Genomic DNA, 17,241 nt, shown 5'->3' on the forward strand with positions numbered 1-17,241 from the left:
CAACAAACGGAGGTGTTCCATGCCGGTGCCACACGACCTTTATCAGGATTTGAAACTTTCAAAGGAAGATATCCAGCAAAAACGCACCAAGGATCCGTTACTGGATTCACTGATCAACAAGTATTCGCAGGCGGATGCCGAAGTGGTGAAGGCAGAGCAGGCCAAGTCCAGCGATGACTCAGTGAAGAAGCTCAAGGAGAAGCGCTTTCAGGTCAAGGAGAAGATCGTCCAACAGCTTCAGGTCCCGTCCTGACGTGTCGCTCCCGAAAGGAAACCGACAACGCAGAACCCCATAGCGAAATGGATCCCCGTTAACTTTTGAACGACACCGAACCTGTAGGAGCTGGCTTGCTGGCGAAGCGATGGTGGCCCCGATGACGCCATCGCTGGCAAGCCAGCTCCTACAGGTCAGTTCGACAACGCGGTGGCGAGCGGTAATCGCACCATGTGCCTGGCCTTCAACGAGCCGAAATACAACCACTCCCCATATTCACGCACCGTGGTGATCGGTGAGTAGTTGCCGCTGCTGCCATCCTGCAGATTGGCGATCACTTTTCCCTCCAGATCCAGCCCCAGGACAAACCCGCGTTTCTCTATGGGTTTGGGCAGGACCGTCATCGCCCGCACAATCATCTTGCGCACGAAGGGATGCGGCGCCGTGGCATCGAGCAGGGCGTTGCGCGGTGCATACAGCGCCACCCAGAAACGGTCCCGGCCATTGAACGCCAGGTTGTCCGGCAAGCCCGGCAAATTGTCGATAAACAGATCGTGGGTGCCTGCCTTGGGTCCGCTCAGCCAGTAACGGCTGATGCGATAGGCGCCGGTCTCGTTCACCAGCACAAAGGCATCGTCCGGGCCCAGCGTTACGCCGTTGGCGAATTCCAGCTTATCCAGCAGGACCGTGGTTTTACCGGTCTGGAAGTCATAACGCAGCAAGCGACCGTCGCCGCCATGCTCGATGATCGCGTCGCCATCGCTGCCATAGCCGAAGCGGCTGGAAGCATCGCTGAAATAGGCGTAGTGCCCCGACTTGTCGATGACCACGTCATCAGTGAAGCCGAAGGGCACGCTGTTGGCCTCTGTGGTCAATGGAATCAAGCGACCCTGGGCGTCCAGCGACAGCAAGCCCTTGATCCCGTCGGCGATCACCAGCAAACCATTGGGGTGACGCGCCAGGCCCAGCGGTCGGCCGCCGGTATCGGCCAGCACCTTGGTGGCTTCGCCGTCGAGGCTGGTGCGGATCAGACGGCCGTCATGCAGGCCCGTAATGAGCGCATTGTTCTCCAGCAGCAACGCTTCCGGCCCGTCGATATCCGCCGCGCCGACACGCTCCACACCTTTGAGGCGTTGATTGTCGGCGTAGGGGCCGCTGGTGAGGGACGGTGCCGGCGGCGGAGTCCAGGCCACCGGTTGCACCTTGGTCGGCATCAGCAGCAGAAAGGCTGCGATGGCCACGATCACCAACAACACGACATGACGAAACTTGACGGTTCGACTCACGCGTTGGCTCCTGCGGTGGTCAGGTGTTTGTGCGCCATCTCGCGCAAGGCCTGCATCGATGCTGCCGATTCACGGTCAATGCGCCGCTTGAGCAGCAGTTGATTGGCGATGCGCATTGCCAGGCCGCTGAACTGATAGTCCAGGGTACGGACAAACCGCGTGCCATCGCCCTCGGCCGTGCATTCGTAAGTCACCACCAGCGACAGTCCGTTGTCACCATGAGCCCGCGCGATCCAGCGGCGACCGGGCAGGTACTCGTCGACCACCCAGCTCAGATGCCCCTCGCGCCCGCCGGCGCGGATGTCTTCCTCGAACCGCGCCCCGGCATGCAGCGAGCCGCCCGGGCCATCGACCTTGAGCGACGACGGGTGCCATTCGGGCCAACGGGTCACGGTGCTGGCGTAGGCGAGCACGTCAATCGGGTTGCCGGCAATGTTGATCTGATGCTGCATGCTGGTCATGGGCGCTCTCGTCAGGTAGGTCGGCTCGGGCTCCCAATAGAGCGTGCCGAACAGGTAGTCCATCAGCGGAAAAACGATGTTGAAGTTGCGTTCCTGCATCAACTCGCGACGGTGATGCAGTTCATGCAGACGACGCATCTGGCGGATCCACGGCAAGCGTGTGACCGGGTTCTCGGGCGGCAGGTGCTCGCAGGCATGAAACACTTCATAAGTCAGGTAACCAAGGACCAGGCAGCCACCGAAAAGCCCGGCGACGTTGGCATCGAACTGCTCAAGCAGCCACCAGACGGGCAGGGTAATGACGAGCGTGTGCAGCACGATCAGCCACGCCGGAAACAGGATTACCCGCCAGTCACGGGCACTGTCGTAGGTCATGTGCCCGGGCGCAAAGAAGCTGTGATGGTCACCGGCGTGACGGGCATAGAACATCCGCGCGAAGCTCTGTTTGTGATGCCCCAGGTGGCGATGCACCATGTACACGCCAAAGTTGAAGAACAATAACGTCAGCGGCACCGCCAGCCATTCCAGCGGTTGCACCTGATGCACGGTGCTCCAGAACAACCCGATGGCCAGCAAACCGAACAGCAGCACAAAGGCGCCGTGCAACCAGGGGTTGTAGAGGGGATGAATGTCTGCGCGATAGCGGTTGCGAAAAGCCTCGGTGGTCTGCCTCACTGCGGTCACCTGTGGTTATTGTTGTCCCAGCAGATTAGACGATCCCGCCGTGTAAGGCGGACCGAAGCTTGAGGACACAAACGCCATGATCCGGTGAAAAGCGGACTCAGGTCAGCGGGTTCCAGCGTTGCGACCAGTCTTCATCGGACTGGATGACTTGACGCAGCAGGTCGAAGGCCCGTTGCAGGGGTGCCGAGTCGCGGTCGCGGGAATAGACCAGATAAGTCGGGTAGCTGAATTCCGGGGCCTTGGGCACCTGTTCCAGTACGCCGCTTTCCAGATAACTCTGCACCACGCGGGTACGGAAATAGCCACTGCCTCCGTTTTCAAGGATGTATTGCAAGCCCAGTGGGCCGAGGTTGAAGCTCAGGGCGGCCTTGGCTTTTTCCGGTAGAGCCGCATCGTGCTGGCGGCGGAAATCCGGGCCCCAGTCGATGTAGACATAGGGATCGGGTTTACCGGGAAACCGTACGAGGACCAGTTTTTCCTCCAGCACCTGTTCGACTTGCAGGCGCGGCCAATACTCCGGTTGGTAGACCAGCGCCGCGTCCAACACCCCCAGTTCCAGTTGGCGCAGCAGGTTTTCGCCGTCGCGGATCTCCATGCGCAGCGCGTGGCTGGGAATCTTCTCCCGCAGCTCGCCGGCCCAACTGAGCATCAGCGGGTTGCACAGGCTGACTTCGCCACCGATGTGCAATACGTCGTGATAACCCTCAGGCAGTGGCAAGTCCCGGCGCGCGGCGTCCCAGGTTTCGACCAGTTGATTGGCGTACACCACAAATGCTTCGCCGTTCGGAGTCAGACGGGCGCCGGCGCGGTTGCGCACGAACAGTGTGCTGCCCAGTTGGCTTTCGAGTTTCTGCACGCGTGCGGTGATCGCGGTCTGGGTGACGTGGAGTTTTTCAGCGGCCGCGGCGAGGCTGCCGTGGCGGACGATTTCCAGAAAGGTGCGGGCGAGGTCGATGTCCATGGGGCGGCCGGTGCGGGAGGTGCTGGCATTGTAAACGGATACTGTGGGGGGCTCATTTTTTGATTGGGTGTATATCCGTTGTTGGGGTAACGGCGGCTATTGGTTTCGCCCTTACGGCGAGTCACTTTGGAAAAGCCCCAAAGTAACCAAAGGGCTCTTGCCCCTTTCGTTCGGTGCCTCGCTATGGCTCGGCATGCCCTCGCTCCGGTCCTGCTCCGTGGGCCCGCCGCCATCGGCCATCCCTGGCCGGGGGCGGCTAACCCGGCATCCATGCCGTGTTGCCCACTGCGCAGAACCTGCGCTCGGCCTCTCGAGGGGGCGCTCAGATCAAAAGCGGAAGGCGAGCTAACGCTCGGCCTGATGAGTGGTGAAAAGCGAAAGCAAACGCACAACCCTGTAGGAGCCGGCTTGCTGGCGATGGCGGTGGGTCAGTCACCTGTTTATTGATTGGACGGACGCTATCGCCAGCAAGCCGGCTCCTACAGGGGATGTGCAAACATTCAAAATTAGTGGGACCACCACCGTGCGGGAGCGCGTATACGACTGAACAGCCAGGTCGGCTGGCAGGCCGCCTCGCTTTTGCTTTGGTTTTTGATCTTGATCTGCCCCGTCGGAAGGCCGAGTGGAGGTTCTGCGCAGTGGGCAACCCGGCATGGATGCCGGGTTAGCCGCCCCCGGCCATGGATGGCCGATGGCGGCGGGCCCACGGAGCAGGACCGGAGCGAGGGTATGGCGAGCCTTAGCGAGCCACCGTACGTCAGGGGCGCGGGCGCTTGGTTACTTGGCGCTTTTCCAAGTAACCCGCCGTAAGGGCGGAACCAATAGCAGCAGCAACCGCAGAAACGGATATGTACACCAACAAAAAACTCGTCACCTGATACGCAGCCATCGCTGGCAAGCCAGCTCCTACAGGGTCCAAAGTTAACCCTGTGGGAGCAACGTCAATCTCAGGCCAGGCTCTCCACCGTTCAATTCAAAACGCAAAACACGAACAACCAAACGCCCCCCAAAATCCCTGAAAATCACTCACCGGTGCCGAAGACAATCGCGCCCGCTCATGGCTATGGGCATGCACGGCGCAAGCCCCGACACACTGATGAACCTGCGCCGTCATCGGCGCCAACGGTTTCCAATGGCCCGGAACGTTCACCACCGGTGACCATTCCGGCACCACCGGTACAGGCGGCGGCCCGAGTTTCTCGAACTCGGCGGTGCCATAGACAATCTTGCCGTCGACAATCGTCAGCACCGACTCGATCCATTTGACCGCTTCGTCCTCGATGTGGAAATAGTCCGCCGACAGCGCAATCAGGTCCGCCAGTTGCCCGACCTTGATCTGGCCTTTCTTGCCCTGCTCGGAAGAGAACCAGGCGCTGCCGTGGGTGAACAATTCCAGCGCCGTGTCGCGGCTCAAGCCTTGCGGATACAACTCCAGACCACCGACGGTGCGGCCGCTGACGAGCCAATACATCGAAGTCCAGGGGTTGTAGCTCGACACCCGCGTGGCGTCGGTGCCGGCACCAACCGGTACACCTTCGGCGAGCATGCGCGCGATGGGTGGTGTGTGTTCGGCAGCCTTGGCGCCGTAGCGGTCGACGAAGTACTCGCCTTGAAAGGCCATGCGGTCCTGAATCGCAATGCCGCCGCCCAAGGCTTTGACGCGCTCGATGTTCTGCGGGGTGATGGTTTCGGCGTGGTCGAAAAACCATGGCAAACCGTCGAACGGGATGTCGCGATTGACCTTCTCGAACACGTCGAGCATGCGGCTGATGGATTCGTTGTACGTAGCGTGCAGGCGGAATGGCCAACGCTGTTCCACTAGGTGCCGGACCACTGGCTCCAGTTCCTGCTCCATGGTTTGCGGCAGGTCCGGGCGTGGTTCCAGGAAGTCTTCGAAATCCGCCGCTGAAAACACCAGCATTTCCCCGGCACCGTTGTGCCGCAGGAAATCGTCGCCCTGGCCGTAATGCGACGTGCCGGTCCAGTTTTTGAAGTCGGTCAGCTCTTCCTTGGGTTTCTGCGTGAACAGGTTATAGGCGATCCGCACCGTCAGCTGTTGGTCTTTGGCCAGTTGCTGGATCACCTGATAGTCGTCCGGATAATTCTGATAACCACCGCCGGCGTCGATGGCGCTGGTGACGCCGAGGCGATTGAGTTCGCGCATGAATTGTCGGGTCGAGTTGACCTGGTACTCCAGCGGCAGTTTCGGGCCCTTGGCCAGGGTCGAATACAGAATCATCGCGTTAGGGCGCGCGATCAGCATGCCGGTCGGGTCACCGTTGGCATCTCGCTGGATTTCACCGCCCGGCGGGTTCGGCGTGTCGCGGGTGTAGCCGACCACTTTCAACGCGGCGCGGTTGAGCAGGGCGCGGTCGTAGAGGTGCAGCACGAACACCGGCGTATCCGGCGCGGCTTTGTTCAGTTCATCAATCGTTGGCAGGCGCTTTTCGGCGAACTGGAATTCGTTCCAGCCGCCGACCACCCGTACCCATTGCGGCGTGGGTGTGCGGTCGGCCTGATCCTTGAGCATCCGCAAGGCATCGACCAAGGACGGCACGCCTTCCCAGCGCAACTCAAGGTTGTAATTCAAGCCGCCACGGATCAAGTGCAGGTGCGAGTCATTGAGGCCGGGAATCACCGTGCGACCGTGCAGATCAATGATTTGCGTGCCGGGACCTTGCAGGGCCATGGCCTGAGCGTCGCTGCCGACCACCACGAAGCGTCCGTCTTTGATCGCGACGGCGCTGGCCTGGGGTTTCTTGCGATCGACGGTGTGCAGGCGTCCGTTGTACAGAATGAGGTCGGCCGGGGCATCTGGCATGGTTTTACTCCCTGCGATTAGCGGGCTGATCCAGGCGCCGACGGCACCTGCCGTAAGGCCTTGCAGTACACGTCGACGGTTGAAACCGTCGTGCTCGTCAGGTGGGCTCATGCAGTGTTCTCCGCTCGGTTCTTTCATAGAAGAAAAAGGGGACAGAACAGCCGATGTCTGACGCATGCGGCCAGAAGGAATATAGACCGCAAATTCACCGACAGCCGTTTTCCAAAGGTGAAAAACGACGAATCCCGCCACAAGGGGCGGGATTCGTATGCAACCAGAGAGGCTCCCGAGCGCGGGAACCGCCGTCTTAGCTTGGGAACAGCTCGGACAGTTTCATCGCCAGCATCATGTCGCCTTCAGCGCGCAGTTTGCCGCCCATGAACGCTTGCATGCCGTCGGTCGAACCGTCAACGATGCCTTCCAGGGTTTCGCCGTCCATCACCAGAGTGACCTGGGCGTCCGGGTTTTCGCCTTCTTGCAGTTCGCAGGTGCTGTTCTTGACGATCAGCGAGAAGTTCTTGGTGTCGTCGATGCGGAAACCGAAAACCAGGTCCAGGCCGGCAGCAGCGGCTGGGTTGAACTTGGCTTTCATTGCTTGTACGGCATCAGCTACGGAGGTCATGGTTCGATCCTTTCTTGGGTAATTAGAGCTGGGTGATTACAGCCAGGGTCACAATAGTCCGGACTCAGCGAAACGTGATGAGTTCCGGTGCTTTCAACAGTTGCAGGTGCGCATGACTGTTGAAAGAAGCCAGTGCCACCTCGCGACCACGGAATTTCAGTTGGTTGAGCGAGGTGTTGACGATTTGCCAGTTCAGTTCAAAGGCCTGCCTGGCGGGCATTTGCGTAATGAGGTGGAGCAGGGCAGTGATGGTGCCACCGGAGGTGAACACGGCGATTTTCTGGGTGTTGTCGGCGCTTTCGAGGATGCGATGCAGGCCGGCCTGCACCCGCTCGACAAAGCCCAGCCAGCTTTCCAGGCCCGGCGTGTCATACGTACCGGCCAGCCAGCGCTCTATGATCAGCGCGAAAATACGCTGGAACTCGGCGCGGTTTTGCGCGGCATTGCGCAGGATGTCCAGCGCTTCGGGCTCATCGTCGAGCATGGCCGGCAACAGCGCGCGGATGACCGCGTCGGCGTCGAATTCGTTGAACGCGGAATCGATTTCCACGGTCGGCACCGGCAGGCCCACGGCCGCGAACTGTTCCAGCGCGCTGTTGGCCGTATGCTGCTGACGGCGCAGGTCGCCCGACAGGCAGCGGTCGAAGCTGATACCCAGTTCGGCGAGGTGCCGGCCGAGGACTTCTGCCTGGCGAATACCGGTCGGCGACAGGACGTCATAGTCGTCTGCACCAAAGGAGGCCTGGCCATGTCGAATCAAATAGATAGTGCCCACGTCCGCGTCATCCCGGTACGTTGAAGGTTCGGCGAGGTTATGAGGATGGCGGTGAGCTGTCAATGAAAAAACATACGCTTGTTTGAAATGCCCGTTACAGGCCTGTTGCCAGAGGTTTCACGGCTGGTCGCCAAGCCGGCGCATGGGTATGCTGATGGTATCCCGCGCGCGTTTATGCTGCGCATTGTATTGAAGGAGTGACTGTGGATTTTCTGTCCGAGTACGCCAGTTTCCTGGCTAAAACCGTGACACTGGTGATCGCCATTCTGGTGGTCCTGGCCAGTTTCGCGGCATTGCGCAGCAAAGGTCGACGCAAGTCGGCCGGCCAGTTGCAAGTCAGCAAACTCAATGATTTCTACAAAGGGCTGCGCGAACGCCTGGAGCAGACCTTGCTCGACAAGGACCAGCTCAAGGCCTTGCGCAAGGTCGAGGCTAAATCCGAGAAAAAGCAAAAGAAGAAACCCGAAGCAAAACCGCGGGTGTTCGTGCTGGATTTCGACGGTGACATCAAGGCATCGGCCACTGAAAGCCTGCGTCACGAGATCACCGCGCTGCTGACCCTGGCCACGCCAAAGGATGAAGTGGTGCTGCGTCTGGAAAGCGGTGGCGGCATGGTTCACAGCTACGGCCTGGCATCCTCGCAACTGGCGCGCATCCGCGATGCGGGCGTGCCTTTGACCGTGTGTATCGACAAGGTCGCGGCCAGTGGCGGTTACATGATGGCGTGCATCGGCGAGAAGATCATCAGCGCGCCGTTCGCAATTCTCGGCTCGATCGGCGTGGTGGCGCAGTTGCCCAACGTCAATCGCCTGCTGAAAAAGCACGACATCGACTTTGAAGTCCTGACCGCCGGCGAGTACAAACGCACCCTCACCGTGTTTGGCGAAAATACCGAGAAGGGCCGTGAGAAGTTCCAGGAAGACCTGGACATCACTCACCAGCTGTTCAAGAACTTCGTTTCCCGCTATCGCCCGCAACTGGCCATCGACGAAGTGGCGACCGGCGAAATCTGGCTCGGCATCGCGGCGCTGGACAAGCAATTGGTGGACGAGCTCAAGACCAGCGATGAATACCTCGCCGAGCGCGCGAAGAAATCAGAGCTTTATCACCTGCACTACGCTGAACGCAAAAGCCTGCAAGAGCGCATCGGCATGGCGGCCAGCGGTTCGGTCGACCGCGTATTGCTGAGCTGGTGGAGTCGGTTGACCCAGCAACGCTTCTGGTGATTTTTCAAAACACCGTCGTCTGAAAAATGAAACCGTGGATAGCCTCCACGGTTTTTTTTGCCTCTCGCAAGGCCGCGCTTTCCGTGCGCATGCAGCGAAATTTCCTATCGTCACTGTCAATCGGTCCGGCTTTTTCGGCAGCCCGGGTTGGGTAGGGTGGTGTTCCTGAAATGATTGCAATGGAATGCACCATGAAAGAGCTCCCTCATAACAACGCTGCCGGCCCGCATCCTGCGCCCTCTGCACGAATGCGAGACGAACTGAAAGCCGCGCTGGATATCGCGCTGCCCCAAACCCCCGGCCAGTTTGGCGAACACCTGATCAAGGAGAAATGGGGCCAGGGTATTGATCCGCAGACAGCCTTGTTGTTTACGCTTGATTACAACTACAAGGGCCATCCTGCCATTGATGGTACTGAGCAAGGGCAAGTGGCGAGCTCACAATCGCTGCTGCAAACGTTGTTATCCAACTATCAGTCTGTGGGTGACGGGCGTTTCGCTGAAACCGTGTTCGGCCTGTACACGCCGCCGGATATCGGGCCTGCCGTACGCATTGTGAGAAACGTCGATGAGTTCGCCGATCACGGCAGCGGCAATCACCAGACGTATGAAGGCATCTATCGCCAAACCACACCGCAAGTTTACGGGCCTTCAACACAGATCAACCTGAGGCCCGCCGATTACAAGAAATGGGTCTGGGAACTGGAACTGAAGGACTTGTACGAAGCGTATCTCGGTCAGGCCTGGCCAGCCGACGACGTGCTTGTTGCAGCCGAACCTTACGCACTGAGGACGTCGGTCAAAGCGGCGTTCGTCATGGCCGCCTGGTTGCAGTTTCACGAACAGCGCCTGTCGCCAAAAGGCCTGGAACTGGCGATGCAAGCGGCGGGTTTGCCAGCGGATCAGCCATGGGAAACACTCACCACCGGGCAGCTGCAAGCACCGACTCACACGCCTTCCTCGGTCAGGATCGGCCGGCTAAAGCTCTACCGTTATACCTCGACCGAAATCTGGGCCTTTCGTGACACAGCAAGCCCCAGAGTGCTGTTGTACATTCCCGGCAACTCTTCTCCGCTGCACGAATTCGTCGATGCCGTTCAACTGCACCAATGGATTGTCGCTCAAGGCCGGGTGAGTGAGACCAGGCAGGCATTGGCCGCCCACTTTGCTGAAGATGACCGCGAAGACGGTACGTTTCATGCCGGTGTTCTGACGGCGCTGGATGGCATGGCGTTGTATCCGGCAAAACACTGGCTGACGAACAATGCCGGTTTTTTCAACAACGACGGCTACTGGAACCCGGACGAGTACATTGGCTACGACGATCCGGCATCTGACACCGACCCGTTTGCCCAGTGCGTGCTGACGATGAAGCAGGCCGCCCGGGCCAGCATCAAAAGCATCCGTGACGATGCCCAGGTCAATCGTGACAATCTAAGCGCGGTCGTTGAGCCGCTTGTGCAGTGGGTCAACCGCTTTGGGCCCTTGGCGTTGTTCGTTCCGGGAGGCGAGGGGATCTTGGCGTTGGCCGGGCTTATCGATGCGGGCTACGGCATTGATCAGGTGGTCAATGGCAAGACATCCAGCGAACGCTCAGAGGGCGTGACGCGCACTGTTTTTGGCTTGCTCAATGCCTTGCCGATCGTCGCGGAGGTGGCGCAAAAAGGTGACGCAGTCATCGTCGATTCAGCAGAGGAAGGCGCAAGGCCCGTGCCGGAAGTGGCCGTTGCTCCAACGCCAGGCCCTTCGAACGTGGTGCCGGCGACCCGCGTCGAGCTCATGCGCGCAATTGGCCCCTCTGTGGCGTCGTTCAGCGATGAAGTGCTGGCGCAGATCGGCAAGGTCAGCACAATTGACGACGACATGCTGCGGTTGATCCAGACTGGCCGCTCGCCGACGCCCTTGTTGGCTGACACCATCAATCGCTTCAGGATCGATCAGGATCTCGGGCCGGCCGGGGACCCAGCTCTATTCGGCCAACGTTACGCTGAACTTCAACGTTCAGAGCTTGAATGGGTCCGGTTGTTCCAGGACCAATACCCGGACCTGCCAACAAGCGCAATCGAACAAATGCTCGACCGCTATGGCGTGGATCTCCAAAGAGCGCCCGAGATGGCCGAGGCCAGGCAGGTTTTCGCACGTCTGGACAGCAAGGCGCGGCAATACCAACAGCATGTGCGGCTCAATCGTGCCTATGAAGGCTTTTATCTGCGCTCGGTGGTGAACGTCGATTCGGACAGGCTGGCATTGCACTCCCTGAAAAACCTGCCCGGCTGGCCTCAGGATTTACGGATCGAGGTCCTCGACGGTTCGTCCACTGGCCGGGTTCTTGACCGTTGCGGTCCCCTCGATACCCCGCATTCCCGAAACGTCATCAAGGTGGGAGACCGTTATCTGCGGCAAGGCAGGCAAACGGATTTCTACGACGCGATCCTCAGCGTGCTGTCGGAGGAGGAGCGCTCAGTGTTGCATCTCACGTCGCTGGATCCAGCCAGCGAGTTGCGGCTCAACCTCAGCGATCATGCATTGTCCCGAACCGAAACCCTGCTTGGCTTGCAAAGGCTCGACTCCGGGTTGACCTTCGAACGGCAGGGGCTGCGCGGTGGAGGCTACCCGACGACGCCTCAGGGTGACGCCATGAAACTGCAGGCCACCCGGTTACAGATCAAAGACATTTACCCGGACTTCACCGACGCGGACGCGGATCAGGTCATACAGCGCGCGGGTGTATCCGTACAGGCGCACATCGACGGGCTGAATCTGCAGTTGCACCAACTCAACACCGAGTTGATTGACTGGGTCGATCAAGCCGCGCAAGACATTGCCGACATCGAACTTCCCTTGCTGGGCATGGGCGACGAAGCCGCTGCGGGTATGAGCCATGCACAAATCGCCGTGCACAATGCGCATGTCCTGCAAACGGGCTTTAATGAGGAGCGAGCGATCAGGACAGAGCTCGCCGTAGAGCTTGTCGCCATCTGGCAAAAACGCGGGCCACCACTAAATCGCCTGTACTCAGGCGAGCAACTGCGCGGCATCAGGCTCGATCTTGCCTTCGAGAACTATCACCGACTGCCCACCCTGAGTGTCCGGCTGGACGATGTGCTCGAATTGTCGATGCAAGGCTTCCATCTGACCGAGGAGGGCAGTCTGAACGGCTTTCTCGAGAGCTTTCCGAATCTTGAGATGTTGAATCTGGAAAACGTCGACTTGCGTCATTTCTCCGGGGACGGCCACGAGGGGTGCGCCTTGCCTCCTTCCCTTTGCGGGCTGAGACACCTGTCCTCACTCAATCTGCGCGCCACCCAACTGGTATTCAGTGAGCGCGCCGCTTCGCAACTGACCGACCTGACCAGTCTGCAAAGCCTCGACCTGAGCGACAACCCGTTGGGTGTACCGCCTGTGGTGCTCGGCTTGAACAACCTGCGCCAGCTCAACCTGAGGAATACCGGAATAAGTCGATGCCCGGTCGGGATCATGCCTGAGTCGTACCTGACCTCCCTTGATTTGCGCGATAACCAGATCACGCGGGTCCCCCAGGCGGTGCTGAACCAGGCCATCGCCAGGGACCGGGTGCTGCTGTGGAACAACCCGTTGACCGATGAAGACACGTTGCGACGACTGAAAACACATCGAGAGCAAACGGGGATCAACTTGTGGTTGAGTGCGGCGGGGCCTGACTATGGGAATCCGTTGGCCTGGTTGAACGGGACTGAAGCAGGGTTGCGCGATGCCCGGCTGCAAATCTGGCAGCGACTGGCGCTCAAGCCAGGTGGCGGGCGGTTTTTAGGGACCATGAACACATTGACGCTCACCCCGGATTTCCAGGTCAACTATCCAGACCTTCAGGCACGGGTATGGCGACTGTTGACGGAAGCAGACGCTTCGGACCAGTTGTGGGGGCGATTGAGCAGGAATACACCTATGCCGGAGGGCGCTTTCGACAACCCTCTTGCAGTTTTCGCGGTGCTGGAAAACCGTGCGCAGCTATACCGGGACTGGGTGGCCTTGGGGCAACCGATTCCGATCGAGCGATAGCAGATTGGTGGAGCTGATAAAGCCCTGACCCCATGGGGTCAGGGCTTTATGTGGTCAGCGGCGACGGAACAGCGGCAGCGGTTCGTCGGTGGCGGCCTGATAGGTCACCGAGAAGTCCTTGAGACCTTCCAGGGCTTCGTACGGGTCTTTATCGGCGCGCACTGCAAAGGCGTCGAAACCGCAGCGATGCATGTAGAACAACTGGTCGCGCAGCACATCGCCGATCGCCCGCAGTTCGCCTTTGAAACCGTAACGATCACGCAGGAGGCGGGCGTTGGAGTAGTTGCGGCCATCGGTGAAGGCCGGGAAGTTCAAGGCGATGACCTGGAAACTCGCCACGTCTTCACCGATTTCTTCAGCTTCTTCGTCGGCATCCAGCCACACGCCCAGGCCGCCGTCGCGGGCCAGGAGCATGCGGCTGTGTTCGCGCCACAGCTGCAACGGGACGATGTAGTCGTCGCAGTTGGTGATCTCGTCGATGTTGAAATCCTTGGGCAGCAAGTGCCAGGTTTCGTCGACGACTTCGTTGTTCTTAATTATTCGCTGCATAGACGCGTTCCTTGAAGAGGTCGATGCCAATACGCTGATAGGTGTCGATGAAACGCTCGTCTTCGGTACGTTGTTCGATGTACACGTCGATCAGTTTCTCGATCACGTCTGGCATGGCGTCCTGGGCAAAGGACGGGCCGAGGATCTTGCCCAGGCTCGCATCACGGCTGGCGCTGCCGCCGAGGGATACCTGGTAGAACTCTTCGCCTTTCTTGTCCACCCCGAGAATACCGATGTGGCCGACGTGGTGGTGACCACAGGCGTTCATGCAGCCGGAGATGTTCAGGTCCAGTTCGCCGATGTCGAACAGGTAATCCAGGTCGTCGAAACGGCGCTGGATCGATTCGGCGATCGGGATCGACTTGGCGTTGGCCAACGAGCAGAAATCGCCGCCAGGGCAGCAGATGATGTCGGTCAGCAAACCGATGTTCGGCGTGGCGAAACCTTGCTCGCGCAATTCGCCCCACATGGCGAACAGTTGGGACTGTTCGACGTCGGCCAGAATGATGTTCTGCTCGTGGGACGTACGGAGTTGACCGAAGCTGTAGCGATCGGCCAGGTCGGCCACGGCGTCGAGCTGCTTGTCGGTGATGTCGCCCGGCGCAACGCCGGTCGGCTTCAGGGACAGGGTCACGGCAACATAGCCCGGCTTTTTGTGCGCCAGGGTGTTGCGGGTGCGCCAGCGGGCGAAGCCCGGGTGTTGCTTGTCGAGTTCGGCCAGTTCGGCAGTCTGGTTGTCCAGCGCCTTGTAGTCCGGGTCGACGAAGTGTTTGGCGACGCGATGCACTTCGGCTTCGGTCAGCGTGGTCTGGCCACCGCGAAGGTGTTCCATTTCCGCGTCGACTTTCTGCGCGAAGACTTCAGGCGTCAGGGCCTTGACCAGAATCTTGATCCGAGCCTTGTACTTGTTGTCACGACGGCCATAGCGGTTGTACACGCGCAGGATGGCGTCGAGGTAGCTCAACAGGTCTTGCCACGGCAGGAATTCATTGATGAACGCCCCGACCACCGGCGTACGACCGAGGCCGCCACCGACCAGCACACGGAAACCCAGTTCGCCAGCGGCGTTGTGCACCGGCTCAAGGCCGATGTCGTGGACTTCGATGGCCGCACGGTCGGAAGTCGAACCGTTGATGGCGATCTTGAACTTGCGCGGCAGGTAAGCGAATTCCGGGTGGAACGTGGTCCACTGGCGGACGATCTCGCACCATGGGCGCGGATCGATCAGCTCGTCGGCAGCGACACCGGCAAACTGGTCGGTGGTGACGTTGCGCAGGCAGTTGCCGCTGGTCTGGATCGCGTGCATCTGCACGGTCGCCAGTTCGGCAAGGATGTCCGGGATGTCTTCCAGCGCCGGCCAGTTGAACTGCACGTTCTGGCGGGTGCTGATGTGGGCGTAGCCCTTGTCATAGTCGCGGGCAATCTTCGCCATCATTCGCGTCTGGCGCGAAGTCAGCTGGCCGTAAGGCACCGCCACTCGCAACATCGGCGCGAAGCGTTGGATGTAAAGCCCGTTTTGCAGACGCAGAGGGCGGAATTCTTCTTCGCTCAGCTCGCCTGCCAGATAGCGTCGGGTCTGATCACGGAACTGCTTGACGCGGTCCTCGATGATCCGCTGATCGTACTCGTCGTATACGTACATATAAGTCCTGTTCTCAGGCTTGGGCCGGTCGGATCCAGTTGCGTTTTTCGCCTGGAAAGTCTCCGATACTGCCTCGGCAATTCTGCGCGCACGGCCGCGCACTCCCAACGGAGCCGGGGCAAGATACCAGTTTGGAGTTATGCGCAAAAGTGATGTTTGAGTATATGTAAAGAACCAAATCGACTAACGAGAATCGTTACTACTAAACCCGTATTTGTGGTGTGGGCAATCATCGTCTTAACTGTGGTCGAGTCTTTATGCAATCACCGATAAAACCGACAAGAGGCGATGCAATGAGCAACCCTACCAAAGCTTCAAAGCCTGACAGTACGGTCGATGCTTGGGCCATTCTGTTTCTGATCATTCTGGTCGTGGGGACAGCGGTATTCTGGGTCAGCCATCAATAACCGACCCCGTCCGGGCCCGGTCCCGACAATTGTCGGACAAAAACTGCAATAAACGCCGTTTTACGGGTGTTCGCTGGCTATAATGCGCGGCGAATTTCCGGGGGCTCGGACGATCAATGTCGAAGTTTTTCTACACCTTCCTGTTGCTGCTCGGCACGGTTTACGGCCCTGCTGTGCGTGCGGAATCGGTGTTGTTCCTGAATCCCGGGGAAACTGACGAAGCCTTCTGGGTCAGCTATTCGCAATTCATGCAGGCGGCCGCCACGGACCTGGGTATCGACCTGCGGATTCTCTATTCCCGGCGCATGCCGGAACTCACGCTGGCGCAAGCGCGCCGTGCACTGCAAGGTCCCGATCGTCCGGACTATCTGATCTTCGCCAACGAACAGTACATTGCCCCGCAAGTGTTGCGTCTGGCGCAAGGCAGCGGCGTGAAGCTGTTTATGGTCAACGCGTCGCTGACGGCCAACCAAATGAGCCTGTTGGGTGAACGCCCTGATCGACTGGGCAGCCTGGTGCCCAACGACGAGGAGGGCGGTTACCTGATGGCCAAGGAGCTGATTCGCCAGCATCCGCCCGTGGCGCCCGGCCAGGTGATTGAGTTGCTGGCGTTCTCCGGCCTGAAGATCACGCCGTCGGCGCAACTGCGTGAGCAAGGCATGATGCGAGCGCTGGCCGAGCACCCGCAAGTGCGTTTGCGGCAACTGGTTTACAGCGGTTGGACCCGCGAACGTGCATATGAACAGGCAAAGTTGCTGTTCCGGCGCTACCCGAAAGTCTCGCTGGTGTGGTCAGCCAATGACGAAATGGCGTTTGGCGCCATGCAGGCGTACTCGGAGACGGGCGGTGTGCCCGGAAAGGACGCATTGTTCAGCGCGGTCAATACCTCGACGGCCGCGTTGCAGGCAAAGGTCGATGGAAAGTTGAGCGTATTGTTGGGCGGGCATTTCACTTTGGGTGGTTGGGCGCTGGTGCAGGTGCACGACCTTGATCGGGGCGTGGACATCAGCCAGTACGGCGGCCGTGACCGCCAGATTCCGCTGCTGCAACTGGTCGACAGGGCAACCGCCAGGCGAATGCTGGCCATGGGTGAATCGCCGGACTACGGCGTGAACTTCCGCCGAATGTCGGCCAAGGGCCGGCCTGTGTCCTATCGTTACCCGTTCAGCTTGCAAACCCTGATGCGCTAAACCCCGGCCAGCGTGATCACCAGTTGCACGATGCCGTAGAGCGTCAACGCAAACACCGCCGTGAACAGAATCCCCAGAATCACGAAATGACTCGGCTTGCCGTGGGTGAAGTCCCGCGCACGGTTCTTTCCGCTTTGCACCCCGAACGCCGCCGCCATGACGCTGTGCAGCATTTGCCAGAAGGTTGGCGGTTTGTTGTCGACTGGATCGTCCATAAACCCCTCGTCACTTGTGTGTGAATCGTAAGCATAGACATTCCAACCGGATCCTGTAGGAGCGAGGCTTGCCCGCGAAGAAGCCACCGCAGTCCTACAGGAAAACCGCGTCATCGTTCTTCGCGGGCAAGCCTCGCTCCTACAGAGGCGA

General features: G+C 59.6%; 14 protein-coding genes. 4 read left to right on the top strand and 10 right to left on the bottom strand.

Annotated features, from left to right (window positions below):
* Positions 1–19: 19 nt before the first annotated feature.
* Positions 20–253 (top strand): hypothetical protein, encoded by a 234-nt coding sequence (locus IB245_RS09570; protein WP_008031536.1) that lies wholly within the window; start codon positions 20–22, stop codon positions 251–253.
* A gap of 155 nt (positions 254–408) precedes the next feature.
* Here IB245_RS09570 and IB245_RS09575 read toward each other — a convergent pair whose 3' ends face one another.
* From IB245_RS09575 to IB245_RS09600, 6 genes are all read right to left on the bottom strand, one after another.
* A complete protein-coding gene (locus IB245_RS09575) occupies positions 409–1,500 on the bottom strand; it encodes an SMP-30/gluconolactonase/LRE family protein (RefSeq protein ID WP_008031538.1) in 1,092 nt (363 codons plus the stop codon).
* The gene (locus IB245_RS09580; protein ID WP_192227408.1) at positions 1,497–2,636 is read right to left on the bottom strand and encodes an SRPBCC family protein; all 1,140 of its coding nucleotides are present in this window, start codon (positions 2,634–2,636) and stop codon (positions 1,497–1,499) included. Before IB245_RS09580 ends, IB245_RS09575 begins: the two co-directional genes overlap by 4 nt.
* A gap of 106 nt (positions 2,637–2,742) precedes the next feature.
* Positions 2,743–3,606: a LysR family transcriptional regulator gene (locus IB245_RS09585; protein WP_192227409.1), complete on the bottom strand. Its 864-nt coding sequence runs from the start codon at positions 3,604–3,606 to the stop codon at positions 2,743–2,745.
* Between the two features lie 973 nt (positions 3,607–4,579).
* A complete protein-coding gene (locus IB245_RS09590; RefSeq protein ID WP_192227468.1) occupies positions 4,580–6,427 on the bottom strand; it encodes an amidohydrolase in 1,848 nt (615 codons plus the stop codon).
* A gap of 307 nt (positions 6,428–6,734) precedes the next feature.
* The gene (locus IB245_RS09595) at positions 6,735–7,049 is read right to left on the bottom strand and encodes an SCP2 sterol-binding domain-containing protein (protein WP_007976511.1); all 315 of its coding nucleotides are present in this window, start codon (positions 7,047–7,049) and stop codon (positions 6,735–6,737) included.
* 64 nt (positions 7,050–7,113) lie between these two features.
* Entirely contained in the window at positions 7,114–7,824 is a 711-nt protein-coding gene (locus IB245_RS09600; protein ID WP_008035704.1) for a histidine phosphatase family protein, read from the bottom strand.
* A gap of 203 nt (positions 7,825–8,027) precedes the next feature.
* Here IB245_RS09600 and sohB point away from each other — a divergent pair, with 203 nt between their 5' ends.
* Complete coding sequence (gene sohB, locus IB245_RS09605) at positions 8,028–9,050, top strand: protease SohB (protein ID WP_008035703.1); 1,023 nt, start codon at positions 8,028–8,030, stop codon at positions 9,048–9,050.
* Positions 9,051–9,054: 4 nt separating this feature from the next.
* Here the strand turns inward: sohB and IB245_RS09610 are convergent, their stop codons facing one another.
* Positions 9,055–9,243 (bottom strand): hypothetical protein, encoded by a 189-nt coding sequence (locus tag IB245_RS09610; protein ID WP_192227410.1) that lies wholly within the window; start codon positions 9,241–9,243, stop codon positions 9,055–9,057.
* On the opposite strand from IB245_RS09610, the gene IB245_RS09615 reads away from it, so the two are divergent.
* On the top strand, positions 9,242–13,087 hold the full coding sequence (locus tag IB245_RS09615) for a leucine-rich repeat domain-containing protein (RefSeq protein ID WP_192227469.1): 3,846 nt from the start codon (positions 9,242–9,244) through the stop codon (positions 13,085–13,087). The two genes, IB245_RS09610 and IB245_RS09615, sit on opposite strands and share 2 nt — an antisense overlap.
* A 54-nt stretch (positions 13,088–13,141) precedes the next feature.
* On the opposite strand, the gene IB245_RS09620 is transcribed toward IB245_RS09615, so the two are convergent.
* The gene (locus IB245_RS09620) at positions 13,142–13,636 is read right to left on the bottom strand and encodes a DUF934 domain-containing protein (RefSeq protein WP_008035700.1); all 495 of its coding nucleotides are present in this window, start codon (positions 13,634–13,636) and stop codon (positions 13,142–13,144) included.
* Positions 13,620–15,278, bottom strand: a complete 1,659-nt coding sequence (locus tag IB245_RS09625) for a nitrite/sulfite reductase (RefSeq protein ID WP_008035698.1) — start codon at positions 15,276–15,278, stop codon at positions 13,620–13,622. The genes IB245_RS09620 and IB245_RS09625 overlap by 17 nt, the downstream gene beginning before the upstream one ends.
* A 523-nt stretch (positions 15,279–15,801) precedes the next feature.
* Here IB245_RS09625 and IB245_RS09630 point away from each other — a divergent pair.
* Positions 15,802–16,875 carry an ABC transporter substrate-binding protein gene (locus tag IB245_RS09630; RefSeq protein ID WP_192227411.1) on the top strand — a complete coding sequence of 358 codons (1,074 nt, stop codon included), beginning with the start codon at positions 15,802–15,804 and terminating at the stop codon, positions 16,873–16,875.
* Here the strand turns inward: IB245_RS09630 and IB245_RS09635 are convergent.
* Positions 16,872–17,090: a DUF2970 domain-containing protein gene (locus IB245_RS09635; protein WP_192227412.1), complete on the bottom strand. Its 219-nt coding sequence runs from the start codon at positions 17,088–17,090 to the stop codon at positions 16,872–16,874. The two genes, IB245_RS09630 and IB245_RS09635, sit on opposite strands and share 4 nt — an antisense overlap.
* Between the last annotated feature and the right edge of the window lie 151 nt (positions 17,091–17,241).

The sequence above is a fragment of the Pseudomonas sp. PDM02 genome, from assembly GCF_014852285.1.
GTDB lineage: Bacteria > Pseudomonadota > Gammaproteobacteria > Pseudomonadales > Pseudomonadaceae > Aquipseudomonas > Aquipseudomonas migulae.

Excerpts from the sequence above, each read along its gene's own strand:
- IB245_RS09570 (WP_008031536.1), top strand. The coding sequence starts at position 20 with ATGCCGGTGCCACACGACCTTTATCAGGATTTGAAACTTTCAAAGGAA.
- IB245_RS09585 (WP_192227409.1), bottom strand. The coding sequence starts at position 3,606 with ATGGACATCGACCTCGCCCGCACCTTTCTGGAAATCGTCCGCCACGGC.
- IB245_RS09590 (WP_192227468.1), bottom strand. The coding sequence starts at position 6,427 with ATGCCAGATGCCCCGGCCGACCTCATTCTGTACAACGGACGCCTGCAC.
- IB245_RS09595 (WP_007976511.1), bottom strand. The coding sequence starts at position 7,049 with ATGACCTCCGTAGCTGATGCCGTACAAGCAATGAAAGCCAAGTTCAAC.
- IB245_RS09615 (WP_192227469.1), top strand. The coding sequence starts at position 9,242 with ATGAAAGAGCTCCCTCATAACAACGCTGCCGGCCCGCATCCTGCGCCC.
- IB245_RS09610 (WP_192227410.1), bottom strand. The coding sequence starts at position 9,243 with ATGGTGCATTCCATTGCAATCATTTCAGGAACACCACCCTACCCAACC.
- IB245_RS09620 (WP_008035700.1), bottom strand. The coding sequence starts at position 13,636 with ATGCAGCGAATAATTAAGAACAACGAAGTCGTCGACGAAACCTGGCAC.
- IB245_RS09625 (WP_008035698.1), bottom strand. The coding sequence starts at position 15,278 with ATGTACGTATACGACGAGTACGATCAGCGGATCATCGAGGACCGCGTC.
- IB245_RS09630 (WP_192227411.1), top strand. The coding sequence starts at position 15,802 with ATGTCGAAGTTTTTCTACACCTTCCTGTTGCTGCTCGGCACGGTTTAC.
- IB245_RS09635 (WP_192227412.1), bottom strand. The coding sequence starts at position 17,090 with ATGGACGATCCAGTCGACAACAAACCGCCAACCTTCTGGCAAATGCTG.